The sequence below is a fragment of the Rubrivivax gelatinosus IL144 genome (assembly GCF_000284255.1).
Lineage (GTDB): Bacteria > Pseudomonadota > Gammaproteobacteria > Burkholderiales > Burkholderiaceae_C > Rubrivivax > Rubrivivax gelatinosus_A.
Map to the genome: position 1 here is coordinate 690,199 of NC_017075.1, position 18,821 is coordinate 709,019.

Here is an 18,821-nt window from a genome sequence, read left to right on the forward strand (position 1 = left end):
GAGGCCGGCGGCGAGCGGCGGAGCCTATAGACTGGGTCGTAACAACAAGATTCGGTTCGTGAGGTGCACCGGCCGTCAGCGGTGCACCGGTCCAGGCGGCAGACCTTGCACCCCGTGTGCCGGTCCGGCCGCGCCGGGTCGGTCACAGGAGAGACGTCTGATGCGTATCGGCACGAGTCGCCGGGCCTCCGTCGCGGGGCCCTGGTGTTCCTTCCTCTTCCTGCAGGCCCTGGGCGCGACGCCGGCCCTGGCGGCGCCGCCCGATGCCGGCAGCCTGCTGCAGGACCTTCGCCCGGCTCCCGCCGCTGCGCGTCCCGGCAACGCGGGCCTTCCCACCATCGCCGAGCCCGCCGCGCGCCAGCGTGACGCCGGACCGGCGATCGCCGTCGGCGCCATCCGCATCACCGGCGCCAGCGCGCTGCCTCTGCCGGAACTGCAGGCGCTGGTGGCCGACGCCGCCGGCCGCACGCTGACGCTGGCCGAACTCGACGAGCTCGCACGCCGCATCACGCGCCGCTACCGCGAAGCCGGCTACCTGCTCGCCCGCGCCTACCTGCCGGCGCAGGAGATCCGCGACGGCGTCGTCGAGATCGCCGTGCTCGAAGGCCGCCTGGGCGCGCTGAACGTGCACAACCGCAGCGGCCTGGACGACGATCTCGTCGCCGCGCGCCTGGCCGACCTGCGCCCCGGCGAGGCGCTGGCCGGCCCGCGCCTGGAGCGCGACCTGCTGCTGCTGTCCGACCTGCCCGGCGTCGAGCTGCGTTCGACGCTGCGGCCCGGCGCCTCGGTCGGCACCACCGACCTGGACGTGCAGCTCGAGGCCGGCCGGCGCTGGGCCACCGACCTGCTGCTCGACAACCAGGGCAACCGCTACACCGGCGAGTGGCGCGCCGGCGCCAACGTCTCGGGCGGCAACCTCGCCGGCCTGGGCGATACGCTGGCGCTGCAGACCGTGGTCTCCAGCGGGCTGCGCCACGGCCGCGTGGCCTGGCAGCTGCCGGTGGGCGCCGCCGGCACGCAGCTGGGCGCCGCCTGGTCGGGCATGCGCTACCGGCTGGGCGACGACTTCTCGCCGCTGGACGCGCACGGCACGGCCGTCATCGGCAGCGCCTACCTGCTGCACCCGCTGCTGCGCAGCCGCCGCGCCGACCTGGGCCTGCAGGCGATGGTCGAGCACAAGCGGCTGCACGACGATCTGGACGCTGCCGACACGCGCTCGCGCAAGAGCATCGACCTGCTGACGCTCGGCGCCTCGGGCCAGCGCCAGGACGACTGGCTGGGCGGCGGCCGCTCTCAGGGCAGCGCCTCGCTGGCCGTCGGCCACCTGGGCCTGGACGCCGCCGCCGAAGCCGGCGACGCCGCCGGGCACCGTACCGCCGGCCGCTTCGTGCGCCTGAACCTCGCCGCCGCGCGCACGCAGGCGCTGGGCGCCGCCACCAGCCTGCGCGCCGACCTGCGCGCGCAGGCCGCCAACGGCAACCTCGACAGCGCGGAGAAGATGAGCCTGGGCGGCGCCCAGGCGGTGCGCGCCTACCCGCAGGGCGAAGCTTCGGCCGACGACGCCTGGCTGGCGACGCTGGAGCTGCGCCGGGTGCTCTGGGCCGGCTGGCAGGCCAGCGTCTTCTACGACCTCGCGCACGGCCGCACCCAGCACGACCCGATCGCCGCCGACGGCGACAACTCGCGCCGCCTGGCCGGTGGCGGCCTGGGGCTGGCCGGCAGCGTCGGCGACTTCAGCGTCCAGTTCAGCATCGCCTGGCGCGACGGCAGCGCGCCCACGTCCGACACCGACCGCCACCCGCGCGCCTGGATGCAGGCCGTCCAGCGTTTCTGAGGAGATCCGCATGAACCGTTGCCACGCCACGCGCTACAACGAATCGCTCGGCGCCTGGGTCGCCGTCTCGGAGAAGACGCGCGGCTGCGCCGGGCGCGCCACGGCGCGCACGCGGCGCCGCGCCGTCGCCGCGGCCGCCGCCGCGGCCCTGGCCGCCCCGGCTTTCGCGCTCGACGCCGGCACCTTGCCCACCGGTGGCCGCATCAGCGCTGGCGCCGGCAGCATCGGCACCGGCGGCAGCACGCTGACGGTCCAGCAGTCCGGTGGCAAGCTCGCCATCGACTGGCAGAGCTTCAGCATCGGCTCGGACGCGACGGTGCGCTTCGTGCAGCCCGACCGCTCGTCGGTCGCGCTGAACCGCGTGCTCGGCTCCGACCCGACCCAGGTCTACGGCCGCCTCGACGCCAACGGCCAGGTCTTCCTGCTCAACCCCAACGGCGTGCTGTTCGCCAAGAGCGCGCAGGTGCAGGTGGGCGGGCTGGTGGCGACGACGCTGTCGCTCGCCGACGACGACTTCCTCGCCGGGCGCTACCGCTTCGCCGGCAGCGCCGGCAGCGTCGTCAACGAAGGCAGCCTGGGCGCCGCCAGCGGCGGCTACGTCGCGCTGCTCGGCGGGCAGGTGTCCAACCGCGGCACGATCAGCGCCCGCCTGGGCACGGTGGCGCTGGCCGCCGGCCGCGACATCACGCTGGACTTCGCCGGCGACGGGCTGATCGGCGTCGTCGTCAACCAGGGCACGCTGCAGGCGCTGGCCGAGAACCGCCAGCTGATCGAAGCCGACGGCGGCACCGTGCTGATGACCGCCAAGACCGCCGACCGCCTGGTGCAGTCGGTGGTCAACAACGACGGCGTCATCGAGGCCCGCACCGTCGACGGCTCGTCCGGCACGATCAAGCTGATCGCCGACATGGACGGCGGCGTCGTCGCCGCCGGCGGCCGGCTGGACGCCTCGGCGCCCGACGGCGGCAACGGCGGCTTCATCGATACCAGCGCCGCGCAGGTGCTGCTGGCCGAGGGCCTGCAGGTGTCGACGCTCGCCGCCTCCGGCCGCACCGGCACCTGGCTGATCGATCCCTACGACATCACGATCTCGGCGTCGGGCAGCAATTCGGTGTCGGTCTCCGTCTCGGGCAACCCCTGGACCGTCTCGCCGACGGCCTCGGGCGCCAACATCAACAACAGCACGCTGAGCGCCTACCTGTCGTCCAGCAACGTCGCCCTGTCGACGGTGGGCGCCGGCAGCGACGCGGGCAACATCACCGTCAACGCGCCGGTCAGCTGGTCGGCCGCGACGACGCTGACGCTCAACGCCGACAGCAGCACCGGCGGTGTCTTCGTCAACGCCGCGATCAACGGCAGCAATGCCGGCAGCGGCCTGGTGCTGAACGCCGGCTCCGGCGGCGTGTCGCAAAGCAGCGGCGGCACCATCCGGGCGGGCACGCTGGCCGTCACCGCGGCCAGCGGCGGCTCGGTCGACCTCACGCACGCCGTCAACCAGGTGACGACGCTGGCCGCCTCCAGCGCCGCGGGCGACTTCGCCTTCGTCGGCTCCACGGCGCTGAACGTCACCGGCGCCGTGTCCAGCGGTGGCGACCTACGTCTGGCCACCACCTCCGGCAACCTACGCATCGGCGCCGCGCTCGACGGCGGGTCGAGCTCGTCGCTGTCGCTGCAGGCCGGCGCCGACCTCGTGCTCGCGCACGCGCTCGCCTGGGACGGCGACGCCGTCGTGCTGGACTTCGGCGGCAGCTTCGATCTGGCCCAGGGCGCGCGCCTGACACTGCCGCAGCGCAGCGCGACGCTGGCGGTCAACGGCACCGGCTACACCCTGGTGCACGACGTCGCCGAGCTGCAGGCCCTGGGCGCGGACACGCACTACGCGCTGGCCGAGGACATCGACGCCTCGGCCACCGCGGCCTGGAACGGCGGCGCCGGCTTCGTGCCGCTGGCCAGCTTCAGCGGCGACCTGCTCGGTCTCGGCCACGCCGTCGACCGCCTGACGATCCAGCGCCCGGGGACCGACTCGGTCGGGCTGTTCAGCCGGCTCGACGGCACGGCGAGCGACCTGACCCTGTCCAACGTGCGCATCGGCGGCCGCAGCCAGGTCGGTGCCGTCGCCGGCGAGCTGCATGGCTCGCTGCTGGGCGTCAACGTCACCGGCGAGCTGAGCGGCACCGGCAACACGGTCGGCGGCGTGGCCGGCAGCGCCGACGGCGCGACGCTGCAGCAGGTCGCGTCCACCGCCGGCGTGCAGGGCAGCACGGCCGTCGGCGGCCTGGTCGGCCGTGCCACGGGCACCGGCGTCAGCGACGCCTACGCCACCGGGGCCGTGCAGGCCGACGCCGGCAGCGCCGGCGGGCTGATCGGCGAGGTTACCGGCAGCAGCACGCTGACACGCGTCTACGCCAGTGGCCGCGTGCAGGGCAGCGCGGCCGGCGGGCTGGTGGGCACCGGCGCCGCCGACACGACGGCCGCCAACGCCTATTGGGACTCGGGCTCGACCGCCCAGTCCGCGAGCGGCGGTGATGCCGCGGTGAGCGGCGCCAGCGACATCCAGGCCCAGCACTACACTCAGGCCAGCTACGCCGGCTTCGACTTCACGAACACCTGGGTGATGCTGGCCGGCCAGACGCGGCCGATGCTGCGCAGCGAATACTCGACGGCGATCTTCACGCCGCACGCGCTGCAGCTGATGGTGCTGGACCGGTCGGCCAGCTACAGCCTCGGCACCGACCTGGACCTGAGCGCCACGCTGGGCGGCGGTGATGTCTGGGGCGCCTCGGGCTTCGTGCCGGTGGGCAGTTCCGGCGGCACGTTCAGCGGTCGCTTCGACGGCCAGGGGCACCGGATCAGCGGCCTGAACATCGAGCGCGCCGGCACCAACTACGTCGGCCTGTTCGGCTACACGCAGGGCGCGACGATCGCCGACGTGCATCTGGTCGGCGGCAGCGTCACCGGCAACGACGACGTCGGCGCGCTCGTCGGCTACATGTCCGGCGGCACGCTGACGGGCGCGTCGGCGCAGACCGACGTCGACGCCCGGAGCACCGGCGAGAGCAACGTCGGCGGCCTGGTCGGCGCCAACGACGGCGGCGCGATCACCGCGTCCTGGGCCGGTGGCGACGTCACCGGCGCCGGCTACCAGGCCGGCGGCCTGGTCGGCTACAACTTCAACGGCGGCAGCATCAGCCGTTCCTACGCCACCGGCGACGTCACCGGCACCGGCACGCTCAGCGGCATGGGCTACGTCGGCGGCCTCGTCGGGGCCAACGGCTACTTCGGCGACGGCGGCAGCATCAGCGGCTCCTACGCCACCGGCACCGTCACCGGCAGTGCCGGCCCGGTCGGCGGCTTCGTCGGCCACAACGAAGGCAGCATCACCGACTCGTATGCCACCGGCAACGTCGTCGGCCTGGGCTCGGCCAGCAACATCGGCGGCTTCGTCGGCGTCAACTTCGCCAACGGCACGATCACCGGCGCGTACTCGACCGGGCAGGTCAGCGGCACGACCAACGTCGGCGGTTTCGCCGGCTACAACAACAACACCGCCTCGGCGATCTCCAACGCCTACTGGGACACCCAGACCAGCGGCCGCGCCATTGGCATCGCCGGCGGCACGGGCGGCGCCACCGGGCGCACGACGGCGCAGCTGCGGGCCGGCCTGCCCAGCGGCTTCTCGAGCACCGACTGGCGCATCTACCAGGGCTACACCTATCCGCTGCTGCGCAGCTTCCTGACGCCCCTGACCGTCACCGCGAACAGCGGCACCCGAACCTACGACGGCACGACCACCGGCCTGGGCCTGAGTTATTCGACGGCCGTCGACAGCAGCCTGTTGCTGGGCCCGACCACCGGCACCCTCGTCAGCAAGAACGCCGGTACCCGCAGCGCGACGGCGGCCGGGCTCTACTCCGGCCAGCAGGGTTACGACATCACCGCCGTCGACGGCACCGTGATCGTGACCCAGGCCGCCGCCACCGTCACCGCCGACAGCGGCCGCGTGACCTACGACGGCAGCACGCAGAGCATCAGCGGCTTCAGCGCCACCGGCCTGGTCGGCAGCGACACCGCGGCGTCGCTGACCGGCGTCAGCGTCAGCGGCTCCGGCCGCAACGCCGGCACCTACACGACGCATGCGAGCGGCAGCGACGGCAACTACACGCTCAGCTTCGTCGATGGCACGCTGACGATCGACAAGGCGGCGGCCACCGTCACCGCCGACAGCGCCCGCGTGACCTACAACGGCGGCACGCAGGGCGTGACCGGCTTCGGCGTCAGCGGGCTGGTCGGCAGCGACACCGCGGCGTCGCTGACCGGCGTGAGCGTCAGCGGCTCCGGCCGCAACGCCGGCACCTACACGACGCATGCCAGCGGCAGCGACGGCAACTACACGCTCAGCTTCGTCGACGGCACGCTGACGATCGACAAGGCGGCGGCCACCGTCACCGCGGACAGCGCCCGCGTGACCTACAACGGCGGCACGCAGAGCGTGACCGGCTTCGGCGTCAGCGGGCTGGTCGGCAGCGACACCGCGGCGTCGCTGACCGGCGTGAGTGTCAGCGGCTCCGGCCGCAACGCCGGCACCTACACGACGCATGCCAGCGGCAGCGACGGCAACTACACGCTCAGCTTCGTCGACGGCACGCTGACCATCGACAAGGCGGCGGCCACCGTCACCGCGGACAGCGGCCGTGTGACCTACAACGGCAGCACGCAGAGCATCAGCGGCTTCAGCGCCACCGGCCTGGTCGGCAGCGACACCGCGGCGTCGCTGACCGGCGTGAGCGTCAGCGGCTCCGGCCGCAACGCCGGCACCTATGCGACGCATGCCAGCGGCAGCGACGGCAACTACACGCTCAGCTTCGTCGACGGCACGCTGACCATCGACAAGGCGGCTGCCACCGTCACCGCCGACAGCGGCCGCGTGACCTACAACGGCGGCACGCAGAGCGTCAGCGGCTTCAGCGCCACCGGCCTGGTCGGCGGCGAGACGGCCGCAGTGCTGACCGGCGTCAGCGCCGGCGGCTCCGGCCGCAACGCCGGCACCTATGCGACGCATGCCAGCGGCAGCGATGGCAACTACACGCTCAGCTTCGTCGACGGCACGCTGACCATCGACAAGGCGGCTGCCACCGTCACCGCCGACAGCGGCCGCGTGACCTACAACGGCGGCACGCAGAGCGTCAGCGGCTTCAGCGCCACCGGCCTGGTCGGCGGCGAGACGGCCGCGGTGCTGACCGGCGTCAGCGCCGGCGGCTCCGGCCGCAACGCGGGCACCTACACGACGCACGCCAGCGGCAGCGACGGCAACTACGACCTGAGCTTCGTCGACGGCACGCTGACCATCGACAAGGCGGCCCTCACCGTGACCGCGCTCGACGCCAGCAAGGCCGCCGACCTCGTCGCCTACCGCGGCGGCAACGGCGTCTCGTACACCGGCTTCGTCGGCGGCGAGGGCGCCGACGTCCTGGGCGGCACGCTGAGCTACGGCGGCAGCTCGCAGGGCGCGCTGCAGCCGGGCGTCTACACGATCAGCCCGGGCGGTCTGAGCGCCGCCAACTACACGCTGCGCTACGTCGACGGCACGCTGACGATCACCGCGGCGCCTCGGCCGGTGACGCCGGCCGACGCCGGTCTCGGCCCGGCCTACGCCGCCGTCCTGGCCTGGCTGCCCGACGGCGCGGCCCGCGTCGATGCGCAGGCCGAACGCGGCGCGGCGCCGGTCGAGGTGGTCGATGGCGGCATCCGCCTGCCGCCTGGCCTGGCCGGGTGCGACGCCGCCGGCGACTGCCGGCCCGCGGACTGACGACTCCGGGCGGCGCCCGCCGGTTCGGCCCGCGGGCCCGCCCGGCGGGTTCAACCGTGCACCCGCGGCCCCGATCGGCGGCGCGAAACCCGTACTAATCCCGCGGCGAAACCTGCGCTGCTGGGCAGAATCGGCCGTCCCCCGTCGCGACCACGTCGCCTTCTGCGAGGTTCCCCGCATGCGATGGCTTCGACAAGCGTCCTGGCTGCCGGGCACGATCCGCGGCCGGCTGCAACTGCTGGTGGTGGCCTGCGTCGTGCCGGGCTGGCTGCTGGCATTGGCCACCGCGTTCACCCACTACCAGCGTGCACACGACGCGATGGTGCGCGAGGCCGCGGCCTCGGCCACGCGGCTGGTGCGGGCGCTGGAGTCGGAGATCGACAAACACGCCGTGGCGCTGCAGATGCTCGCCACCTCGCCCTACCTGGACAGCGGCGACCTGCGCCGCTTCTACGACCAGGCGCTGCTGGCGCGCGATCAGACCGACGCGCTGACCATCGTGCTCTTCGACGCCGAGGAGAACCAGCTGCTCAACCTGCTGGTGCCCTACGGCGGCCGGCTGCCGGCGCGCCGGCCGCTGGACATGTTCCCGCCGCCGGCCGACGACGGCCGCGCGCAGGTGTCGGACCTGTTCCTCGGCGCCGTCACCGGCGTGCGGCGCGTGTCGGTGCGGGTGCCGGTGCAGCGCGACGGCCAGCGCCGCTACTGGCTGGTGATGGTGCTGTCGGTCGAGACGCTGGCCGACTTCCTGCGGCGCCAGGGGCTGCCGCCGCAGTGGATCTCCAGCGTCGTCGACCGCCAGGGCATCACCGCGGCGCGCACCCACAACGCCGAGCGTTTCGTCGGCACGCCGCTGGTGGCCGAGCTGCGCCAGCGCGTGATGACGCAAGACAGCAGCAGCGTCTTCGTCACCTCGCGCGACGGCATCGAGGTGCTGGCCAGCCACGCCCGCTCCCGGCGCTACCAGTGGTCGGTGACGATCGGCGCGCCGCGCGCCGCGCTCACCGTCGAGCTGCGGCAGAGCGTCGCCGTCTTCACCGCGGTGGCGGCGGCGCTGCTGGCCGCCGGGCTGGCGCTGGCCGCCTTGCTGGGGCGCAGCATCGCCGGCCCGATCCTGGCGCTGACCGGCCCGGCGCGGCAGATCGGCGCCGGCCGGCGCGTGCAGATCCCGCGGCCGGACATGCTGGAAGCGCGCGAGCTGGCCGACGCGCTGGCCAGCACCCAGGGCCTGCTCGACGAGCGCGAGCAGGCACGCGACCGCGCCGAGGCCGCCCTGCGCCGCAGCGAGGCCGACCTGCGCCTGGCCATCGAAGCCAGCCGCATGGGCACCTGGGACCTGGACCTGAACACCGGCGAGCTGCACCACTCGCTGCAGCACGACCGCTGCTTCGGCCACGACACCCCGATCGCCGACTGGTCGCTCGAGGCCTTGCGCGCCGTGCTGCACCCCGACGACCGCGAGCGCGTCTTCGCGGCCTCCGAAGCCGCCGCGCGCCACGGCCAGCCGCTGAGCCACGAGTTCCGCGTCCTCTGGCCCGACGGCAGCGAGCACTGGGTGGCCTCGCACAGCCTGGTGCTGCGCGACGAGTTCGGCCGCCCGCAGCGTGTGATCGGCCTGGTGGCCGACATCACCGAGCGCAAGCAGGGCGAGGCGCTGCGCCTGCGCAGCGTCGAGCTGGAGGCGCAGAACCGCGAGATCCAGGCCGCCAGCCGGCGCAAGCAGGAGTTCCTGGCCACCGTCTCGCACGAGCTGCGCACGCCGCTCAACGGCGTGATCGGCTTCGCCAACCTGCTGCTGCAGGGGCTGGTGCCGCCGGGCTCGCCGCGGCACCGGCAGTACCTGGAGCACATCGCACGCGGCGGCCAGCACCTGCTGCAGGTGGTCAACGACCTGCTGGACCTGTCGCGCATCGAAGCCGGCCGGCTGGAGTTCGCCGCCGCGGCGGTGGACCTGCCGGCGCTGGTGGACGAGGCGCTGGCCCTGGTGCGCGCCCAGGCCGAGGCCAAGCGCATCGAGCTGCACACCGAGCTGCAGCCGCTGCCCGACCTGTGGCTGGACCCGCTGCGCCTGAAGCAGGTGCTGCTGAACTTCGTCTCCAACGCCGTGAAGTTCACGCCCGAGGGCGGGCGCATCGACGTGCGCGCGCGGGCGCTGGACGCCGGGCGCTGGCGGCTGGAGGTGCAGGACACCGGCGTCGGCATCGACGAGCAGGACCAGCTGCGGCTCTTCGGCCGCTACGAGCAGGCCGCCGGCGCCGGCGAACGCGACAAGGGCACCGGCCTGGGCCTGGACGTGACGCGGCAGCTGGTGGAGCTGCAGGGCGGCCGCATCGGCGTGCACAGCGCGCCCGGCCAGGGCAGCGTCTTCTGGGCCGAGCTGCCGATGCGCAGCGAGACGGCGCGCGCCTGAGGCCGCGCCGCCCGCCCGCGCTTTACAGCCGGAAGACGCTGACCGCGCTGGCCAGCCGCGTCGACTGGTCCTTCAGGCTGCCGGCCGCCGAGGCCGCTTCTTCCACCAGCGCGGCGTTCTGCTGCGTCATCTGGTCGAGCTGCGAGACGCCGGCGTTGAGCTGGCTGATGCCGTCGCTCTGCTCGCGCGTCGCGTTGCCGATCTCGCCGATCAGCTGGTTGACGCGCTGCACGCTGGCCACCAGCTCGGTCATCGTGCTGCCGGCCTCCTGCACCATGCGCGAGCCGGTCTCGACGCTGTCGACGGCGCTGCCGATCAGGCCCTTGATCTCGCGCGCGGCCTGGGCCGAGCGCTGGGCCAGGCTGCGCACCTCGCCGGCCACGACGGCGAAGCCGCGGCCCTGTTCGCCGGCGCGGGCCGCCTCCACCGCGGCGTTGAGCGCCAGGATGTTGGTCTGGAAGGCGATGCCGTCGATGACGCCGATGATGTCGCTGATGCGGTGCGAGCTGGTGCTGATCTCGTCCATCGTCGACACCACCTGGCTCACCACCTCGCCGCCGCGCTGCGCCACGCTGGCCGCGGTGTTGGCCAGCCCGCTGGCGGTGCCGGCGGCGTCGGCCGTCTGGCGCACCGTGCTGGCCAGCTGGGTCATCGAGGCCGCGGCCTGCTGCAGGTTCGACGCCGTCTGCTCGGTGCGCGCGGACAGGTCCATGTTGCCGCTGGCGATCTCGCTGCTGGCGGTGCCGATGCTGTCGGTGGAGGCGCGCACCTCGCCGATCAGCCGGCGCAGCGAGCTCTGCATGCTCTGCAGCGAGCGCAGCAGCCGGCCGGTCTCGTCTTCGCCGCGCGGCGTGATCGGGCGGCTCAGGTCGAAGCTGGCGATCGTGTCGGCCACTTCGACGGCCTCGTTCAGCGGCACCGTGATCGAACGCGTCAGCCACAGCGCCAGCGCCGCGCCGACCACCAGCGCGCAGGTGCCGAAGACCACCAGCGCGATGCGCGCCGCGCGGTTGGCGTCGGCCGCCTTCACGGCCTCGGCGTCGAGTTCGTCGCGCTGCATCTGCACCAGCGCGCGGATCGCGTCCTGGAACTGCGCCGCCGCCGGCTGGAACTTGTTCTGGAAGATGTCGTGGGCCTTCTCGGCCTCACCGGCCTGGCGCGCCGCGTAGACCTCGTCGCGCGAGCCGAGATAGATCTTGCGGGTCGCCGCCAGTTTTTCGTAGAGCGCTTTCTCGGCCTCCGTCTTCATCATCGGCTCGAGTTTCTTCTGCAGCTCCGTCGACTGTTTCGTCGATTCCGCCGAGACGTCGGCGAAGAATTTCCCGAGATTCGCATCGCTGCTCACCGCGATCGCCGTCGTGCGGTTGACGCCGCCGCTGATGTTGCGATACCAGTCGGACGCGAGGCGCTCGGAGACGAGCGAGTCCTCCAGCATGTCCTGGTTGGCGGCGGCCGTGCGGCTGAGGGCCCAGTAGCCGAAGCCCGAGCCGACGAACGAGATCAGCAGGACCAGGGCCAGCACGGTGGAAAGGCGCCGGCCAATCGACTTGGCGCCTGAGAGAGTTTTCAACATCACACTTCCCGATGAGGAGAGGACGCCGCCTCCGTGCTGGCGGCAAATACGAGCTCGTCTTTTGTCATCGGCCGTCACTTCCCACACTTGAGCGTCATCTCCGGCGGTGCCCGAGAAATATCCCCTGGGCTCTCAAATTCACCGTCGGGGCTTCAGAGCGATATTGCCGGCCTTATCTGTCAATACTGCCAGAGATATCAATAAGACGGCTTGCTGCGCCGGCCGCCCGTCCTGCAAACTCGGCGTGCCATGCCGGCTGCCACCACCCCGCTCGACCGCCTGCTGCCCGGGGCCATCGCCCGCCACCGCCACCAGGGCGCCTACGCCGCGCTGGTGCTGGAAGGCCGCTACGTCGAAGCCGGCGAAGGCGGCCGCTGGCAGGTGGAGCCGGGCGACGTGCTGGTGCACCCGGCCTTCAGCATCCACGCCGACTGGGTGGGCCGCGGCGGCGCCCTGGTCGTCAACCTGCCGCTGCGCAGCGCCGGGCGGCTGCCGCCGGCCTTCCGCGCCCGCGACCCGCAAGCCCTGCTGGACCTGGCCGCCCGCGGCCAGGCCATTGAGCTGCCCGAGCACGCCGACGCGCTGCCGCCGCTGCAGCAGGACTGGCCCGACGCCCTGGCCGCCGCCTTGCGCGCCGACCCCGGCCTGCCGCTGAAGACCTGGAGCCGCCACGCCGGGCTGGCACCGGCCACGCTGAGCCGCGGGTTCGCCGCCGCCTACGGCGTGACGCCGGCGCGCTACCGCGCCGACCTGCGCCTGGCGCGCGCGCTGGAACGCCTGGCCGGGCCCGAGCCGCTGGCGCAGCTGGCGCTGGCGCTGGGCTATGCCGACCAGGCACACCTGAGCCGCGCCGTGCGTGCGGCCACCGGCATGACGCCGCGGCAGCTGCGCCAGTCAAATCCGTTCAAGACCCGGCCCGACGCCCAGCCCTAGCCTCCGGGCTTCGCTTCGCCCGTCGAGGGGGCCGCATGTCCAACCGTTTGCCGGGGCTCGTCGCCCTGTTCGTGGCCCTGGCGCCCGCCATCGTCGGGGCCGCCGCGCCGGCCGGCGCCACGCTGAGCGCGGCCCAGAACGCCGTGCTGCAGGCCGACGGCCCGCGGGCGCTGGCGCTGCTGGGCGCGCTGCACCCGGCCAGCGCGGCCGAGGCGCGCCAACGCGTCTGCATGGCCGCGCGGCTGCAGGACCGGCCGTCGTTCCCCGCGGCGCGAACCACCGGCCACCCGCTGCCCGACGCCGTGCTGCGCGCCTACCGCCACTACTGGCGCGAGGCGCTGGACCCGGCGCACCGGGCGGCCGCCGAGAAAGCGCTGTTCGCCGACCTGCGCCGCCTGACCGACCAGCCCGCCCAGGCCACGCGCGACGCGCTGCAGGACGCCGTGTCGGCCCGCCTGGCCGCGCTGGGCCTGCACAGCCGCCTGGGCCGCACCGCCGAGCTCTACGACCTGATGCTGTACTTCCGCGAAGACGAGCGCCGCTACCCCGTGCTGCTGCCCGACGGCCAGCGCGAGACCGTGCGCGTGTTCCTGATGCGCGACCTGGTGAGCGGCGGCTGGGCCCGGCACCTGAACTGCGGCGGCCCCGGCACCGGCGGCTTCGCCACCGACGAGGGCCTGTACGCCGTGGCCGACGCCTACGACCTGGACGACGAGTCCTTCCGCATCAACTTCCTGGCCCACGAGTCGCAGCACTACGCCGACTACAAGCGCCTGCCCGGGCTGCAGGGCCCGGAGCTGGAATACCGCGCCAAGCTGGTGGAACTGGCGCAGGCCGAGCAGACGCTGGCCAAGACCCTGCGCGCCTTCGTCGCCAACCAGGGCGACGACCGCGCCAACCCGCACGCCTGGGCCAACCGGCGCGTGCTGGCGGCCCTGGCGCAGCGGCTGAAGCTGGCGGAGCCGGAGCGGCTGGTGGACGCGGCGGCTGATGAGGTGCGGGCGGCGGCGAGGGCGGTGCTGGTGCAGGACAACGCGGAGCGGGGTATCCCGGCGCCAGTGCAGTAGCCTGTTGGCGCGGTGCCCGGCAGCGCTTAAGCCGGAATCGCTTGCGTCGGGCGCGCGGCGAACGGTTCCAGCCAGCCCTCGTCTTGCAGGCGCTGCCATGCGGCGGCGACATGCTCGCGCTTCATCAGGCGGCGCTTGCGATCGTTCCATGCCTGCACGGCGGCCAGCGCGTCATCGGGCGACGTGACGCCATCCTCGCGCGCTAGATGGCGGTGCGGTGGGAGGCCGTCAGCGTCGGCTCATCCCCACCCGCGTGGGGAACGCCTCCGGGGACACCCATGATCGAACTCCTCAGCCGGTTCATCCCCACCCGCGTGGGGAACGCTCGCTGCGGTCGTTATCCAGCAGCGCCAGGCGCGGTTCATTCCCACCCGCGTGGGGAACGCCAGTACTTGACGAAGTAGCGCCAGCCGCCGGTCGGTTCATCCCCACCCGCGTGGGGAACGCGAGCTGGGCAAGGTCGAACACGTGCGCTACGTCGGTTCATCCCCACCCGCGTGGGGAACGCTCGCTCATCGCGCAGTGCCGCCCTCCAGTCGTCGGTTCATCCCCACCCGCGTGGGGAACGCCTCGAAGGCCCGCAGGGCATGGGGAAGTCGACCGGTTCATCCCCACCCGCGTGGGGAACGCCTCAACGAGATGACCTCGATCGTGCGCGAGGCCGGTTCATCCCCACCTGCGTGGGGAACGCGTTCGTCGGCAAGCCGGAGCCCTACCGGAAGTCGGTTCATCCCCACCCGCGTGAGGAACGCCTGGCCAAGGACGGCATCCGCGTCACGCACATCGGTTCATCCCCACCCGCGTGGGGAACGCTGGCCGGAAAGCTGCGACATCGTGGTCGACAGCGGTTCATCCCCACCCGCGTGGGGAACGCCGCCGGAGGCCGTCCTTCAGCTCCATCCAGCCCGGTTCATCCCCACCCGCGTGGGGAACGCACAGCATCGCGCAGCGCCGCGCGAAGCAGGTCCGGTTCATCCCCACCCGCGTGGGGAACGCGCCTCGGCCAGGGTCTTGGCGGTCTGCGCGCGCGGTTCATCCCCACCCGCGTGGGGAACGCGTCGTGGGTGGCACCTCGGCGCCCGACAGCTACGGTTCATCCCCACCCGCGTGGGGAACGCATCTACGATCAGGCCGACAGCCTCACGATCGACGGTTCATCCCCACCCGCGTGGGGAACGCGGCGCGTCGAGCGGGCTGCTCTTCCCCGTGTCCGGTTCATCCCCACCCGCTTGGGGAACGCATCCCCAACACCAGCGCCGGCACGCGCCCGAACGGTTCATCCCCACCCGCGTGGGGAACGCGGCGAGCTTGGCTTCAGACCAGCGGCCGTCCACCGGTTCATCCCCACCCGCGTGGGGAACGCTACCTGTGCCCGGCCGGCGTGCCGACGATCGGCGGTTCATCCCCACCCGCGTGGGGAACGCGCCACGAAGCACGGGACCACCATCGAAGGCGGCGGTTCATCCCCACCCGCGTGGGGAACGCCCAGTCGCCGCAGCACCCCCTTGGCCAGCACCGCGGTTCATCCCCACCCGCGTGGGGAACGCTGGCCGACCGTGACCGTGACGCCAAGGCGCTGCGGTTCATCCCCACCCGCGTGGGGAACGCAGCGCCGCCCCCTTGTCGCCGGCTTTGAACTTCGGTTCATCCCCACCCGCGTGGGGAACGCGTGCGCGCGAAGCGTGCGCTCGGCCTGGCCGACGGTTCATCCCCACCCGCGTGGGGAACGCAGCATCAGCAGCAGGGCCTGGCTGTCCTCCAGCGGTTCATCCCCACCCGCGTGGGGAACGCTCGGCGTTGTCGGCGGCGACCTCGGTTTCCATCGGTTCATCCCCACCCGCGTGGGGAACGCGCGATCGCGGCCGTTGATCTGGCGAGCCATGGCGGTTCATCCCCACCCGCGTGGGGAACGCTGGGCTACATGAAGGACCGCATTGACGCCGAGCGGTTCATCCCCACCCGCGTGGGGAACGCGTCTCCGCAGGCTCGACCGTCGTCGGCACGATCGGTTCATCCCCACCCGCGTGGGGAACGCTGGTGCGCTATGCGGCCGAGCGCGGGATCTCGCGGTTCATCCCCACCCGCGTGGGGAACGCCGCCGGCAAACGGCGTCCGCAGCATCTTCGATCGGTTCATCCCCACCCGCGTGGGGAACGCATCGCGTGATCGCGCTCAGTCATCTCGTGTCCCGGTTCATCCCCACCCGCGTGGGGAACGCCGCCGGCTGGCGCGCCGGCCTGGCGCACGGGGCGGTTCATCCCCACCCGCGTGGGGAACGCGCCCGCAACCCGATGCGCAGCGTCGCGCCGGTCGGTTCATCCCCACCCGCGTGGGGAACGCCTGCCGACGCGCCCAATAGGCCCGCATCCGCTCGGTTCATCCCCACCCGCGTGGGGAACGCGGCGCCATCGGCCAGCACCCACACATCGCAGCCGGTTCATCCCCACCCGCGTGGGGAACGCCTCGCGCACCAGCGGATCACGCATCGGCGACGCGGTTCATCCCCACCCGCGTGGGGAACGCCCGCCTTGCAGGGCGTGGGGCAGGTTGCGCCACGGTTCATCCCCACCCGCGTGGGGAACGCGGCGGACAGCGTCCACATCTGCGACTGCTTCACGGTTCATCCCCACCCGCGTGGGGAACGCCAGCGCGGCAAGCGCCTCTGAGTTGAGGATCACGGTTCATCCCCACCCGCGTGGGGAACGCTTCAACCCGCAGTCGCCGCACATGACGTCAAGGCGGTTCATCCCCACCCGCGTGGGGAACGCGTGTCCCGTGAACTCGATCTCTACGTAGGCGACGGTTCATCCCCACCCGCGTGGGGAACGCCGCTCTAGTCAGCGTTGATGGGGCAACGCCAACGGTTCATCCCCACCCGCGTGGGGAACGCTGCGAAATGGGTTGTTGGGCGACACGCAAAACTGCCCCCCTGGCGTCATTGAGAACTGACCCCCTTCGCTGACGAAGGAGAGGTCGATGGAGGAAGTGTTCCAAGCTCAGCCGGTCCAACGAGGCCCGGGGAGCGACACGATGCTGGCGCCACAGGAGGTGCAGAAGATGCTGGCGCTGCAGGCGCTGGGATGGGGAGCCAAGCGCATCAGCCGGGAACTGGGCTGCAGCCGCAACACGGTGCGCGAGTACCTGCGGCAAGGCGGCTGGCGGCCGATGCGCACGACGCACCGCGAGAGCGTCCTGGAGCCGCACCGGCAGTGGCTGGCCGAGCGGCTGCGGCAGCACCGCGGCAACGCCGACGTCGTGCGCCAGGACCTGCAGCGAGAGCTGGGCATCCGCGTGAGCCTGCGCACCGTCCAGCGTGCCGTCGAGCCGCTGCGTCGGGAGTTGCGGGCCGAGAGCGTGGCCACAGTGCGCTACGAGACCGCGCCCGGCCAGCAACTGCAAATCGACTTCGGCAGCACGTCAGTCATCGTGGACGGCGAGCCGCTGCGCATCCACCTGTTCGTCGCCACGCTCGGCTACAGCCGGCGCTGTCACGTCGCCGTCTTCCTGCATGAGCGCCAGTCGTCGTGGCTGCACGGCCTGGAAGGCGCCTTCCGGCGCTTCGGCGGCGTGCCGCACGAAGTCCTGCTGGACAACGCCAAGCCGCTGGTCACCGAGCACAACGCGCAGACGCGCGAGGTGCGCTTCAACGACCGCTTCCACGCGTTCTGCCGTTACTGGGACTTCACGCCGCGGGCCTGCGCGCCGTATCGCGCGCGGACCAAGGGCAAGGACGAGCGTGGCGTCGGCTACGTCAAGCGCAACGCCATCGCCGGGCACCGCTTCGCCAGCGTCGAGGAACTGCAGGCGCACCTGGAGCGCTGGGTGCGCGAAGTCGCCGACGTGCGCATCCACGGCAGCACCGGCGAGCCGCCGCTGCAGCGCTTCGAGCGGCACGAGCGCGCCGCGTTGCGGCCGCTGCCGTCCAAGGCGCCGTTCCTGCAGGTGCGCGAGGTCACGCGGCGCGTGCACACCGACGCCTGTATCGAGCTGGACACCAACCGCTACAGCGTGCCGTGGCGGCTCATCGGCGAGACGGTCACCGTCGTCGTCGCCGAGCGTCAGGTGCGAGTGCTCTACGCCGGCCAGGAAGTGGCCTGCCACGCGCAGAGCGCGCTGCGGCGCTGCAGCGTCATCGAGCGCAGCCACCTGGTGGGCATCGTCGGCGGCCAGTTGGCCGGGATGACGTGGCTACCGAAGATGCCGCCGCCGATAGCCCCGGTGCCTGGCGAGTTGCAGCGCCCGCTCGATCAGTACGAGGCCGTCGCCGGAGGAAGCTGGTGATGGCCGCGTCGAAGAAGACCGAGGAACTCGACGCGCTCGAGCCCATGCTTACGCGGCTCAAGCTCACCGCCATCCGAGACCAGCTCGACACGCTGTTGGACCAGGCCGCGCGGGCCGAGCTGAACCTGCGCGAGGCGCTGTCGATGCTGTGCGCGGCCGAGGTCGCCCGCAAGGACGAGCGGCGCATCCAGATGGGCATGTCCATCGCCAAGTTCCCCTGCGTGCGCACGCTGGAGGGCTTCGAGTACGACGCGCAGCCGTCGGTGGACCCCAAGCAGATCCGCGAGCTGGCCACCTCGCGCTGGGTTGCCAACGGCGACAGCGTGCTGCTGCTCGGGCCGCCCGGCGTCGGCAAGACGCACCTGGCTGTCGCTCTCGGGCGCGAGGCCATCGTGCGCGGCTACAGCACGCTCTTCGTGCCAGCGACGAGCCTGGTGACGCAGCTGGTGCGGGCGCACGTCGAAGGCCGGCTGGAGGAGAAGCTCGTGCACTTCGCCAAGCCCAAGCTGCTGGTCGTCGACGAACTCGGCTACCTGCCGTTCGAGGCCAACGCCGCACACCTGTTCTTCCAGCTCGTAAGCCGCCGCTACGAGCGCGGCTCGATGCTCGTGACCAGCAACCGCTCGGTGGCCGAGTGGGGCGGCGTCTTCGGCGACGCCGTCGTCGCCACCGCCATCCTCGACCGGCTGCTGCACCACAGCCACGTCCTCACCATCCGCGGCGACAGCTACCGGCTGCGGACCAAGCGCCGCTCCGGCCTGGTTAACCAGGCCGGAGCGAACCCCGCAACAACCAACTGAACCACCACCCGGGGGTCACTTCTGGATGTCGCCGGGGGGTCAGTTCTCGATGTCGCTTGACATGGGTCGCCGATGAGTATTCGGAGACGGTTCATCCCCACCCGCGTGGGGAACGCC

The 18,821-nt window shown here is 72.6% G+C and carries 9 protein-coding genes and 2 CRISPR repeat arrays (1 of these 11 running past the window's edge); of the genes, 7 read left to right on the forward strand and 2 right to left on the reverse strand.

The window, feature by feature from the left end; all coding sequences use genetic code 11:
• Window positions 1-160 precede the first annotated feature (160 nt).
• From RGE_RS03330 to RGE_RS03340, 3 genes are all read left to right on the forward strand, one after another.
• Window positions 161-1,834 carry a ShlB/FhaC/HecB family hemolysin secretion/activation protein gene (locus tag RGE_RS03330; protein ID WP_014426895.1) on the forward strand — a complete coding sequence of 558 codons (1,674 nt, stop codon included), beginning with the start codon at window positions 161-163 and terminating at the stop codon, window positions 1,832-1,834.
• Window positions 1,835-1,844: 10 nt separating this feature from the next.
• Entirely contained in the window at window positions 1,845-7,640 is a 5,796-nt protein-coding gene (locus tag RGE_RS03335) for an MBG domain-containing protein (RefSeq protein ID WP_014426896.1), read from the forward strand.
• A gap of 178 nt (window positions 7,641-7,818) precedes the next feature.
• The gene (locus RGE_RS03340) at window positions 7,819-10,050 is read left to right on the forward strand and encodes a sensor histidine kinase (protein WP_014426897.1); all 2,232 of its coding nucleotides are present in this window, start codon (window positions 7,819-7,821) and stop codon (window positions 10,048-10,050) included.
• 22 nt (window positions 10,051-10,072) lie between these two features.
• Here RGE_RS03340 and RGE_RS03345 read toward each other — a convergent pair whose 3' ends face one another.
• Window positions 10,073-11,623 carry a methyl-accepting chemotaxis protein gene (locus tag RGE_RS03345; RefSeq protein WP_043783764.1) on the reverse strand — a complete coding sequence of 517 codons (1,551 nt, stop codon included), beginning with the start codon at window positions 11,621-11,623 and terminating at the stop codon, window positions 10,073-10,075.
• Between the two features lie 249 nt (window positions 11,624-11,872).
• Here RGE_RS03345 and RGE_RS23015 point away from each other — a divergent pair, with 249 nt between their 5' ends.
• Window positions 11,873-12,556, forward strand: a complete 684-nt coding sequence (locus RGE_RS23015; protein WP_014426899.1) for a helix-turn-helix domain-containing protein — start codon at window positions 11,873-11,875, stop codon at window positions 12,554-12,556.
• 35 nt (window positions 12,557-12,591) lie between these two features.
• A complete protein-coding gene (locus RGE_RS03355) occupies window positions 12,592-13,623 on the forward strand; it encodes a hypothetical protein (protein ID WP_014426900.1) in 1,032 nt (343 codons plus the stop codon).
• A 26-nt stretch (window positions 13,624-13,649) separates the two neighbouring features.
• Here the strand turns inward: RGE_RS03355 and RGE_RS24805 are convergent, their stop codons facing one another.
• The gene (locus tag RGE_RS24805) at window positions 13,650-13,781 is read right to left on the reverse strand and encodes a hypothetical protein (protein ID WP_259376271.1); all 132 of its coding nucleotides are present in this window, start codon (window positions 13,779-13,781) and stop codon (window positions 13,650-13,652) included.
• 77 nt (window positions 13,782-13,858) lie between these two features.
• Window positions 13,859-16,513: direct repeats of the CRISPR family, unit length 29 nt; unit sequence CGGTTCATCCCCACCCGCGTGGGGAACGC.
• A gap of 86 nt (window positions 16,514-16,599) precedes the next feature.
• Here RGE_RS24805 and istA point away from each other — a divergent pair.
• On the forward strand, window positions 16,600-17,904 hold the full coding sequence (gene istA / locus RGE_RS03360) for an IS21 family transposase (RefSeq protein WP_014427981.1): 1,305 nt from the start codon (window positions 16,600-16,602) through the stop codon (window positions 17,902-17,904).
• The gene (gene istB, locus RGE_RS03365; RefSeq protein WP_014426902.1) at window positions 17,904-18,704 is read left to right on the forward strand and encodes an IS21-like element helper ATPase IstB; all 801 of its coding nucleotides are present in this window, start codon (window positions 17,904-17,906) and stop codon (window positions 18,702-18,704) included. The genes istA and istB overlap by 1 nt, the downstream gene beginning before the upstream one ends.
• 87 nt (window positions 18,705-18,791) lie before the next feature.
• A CRISPR array of direct repeats spans window positions 18,792-18,821; the repeat unit is 29 nt; unit sequence CGGTTCATCCCCACCCGCGTGGGGAACGC; it runs 426 nt beyond the window's last position.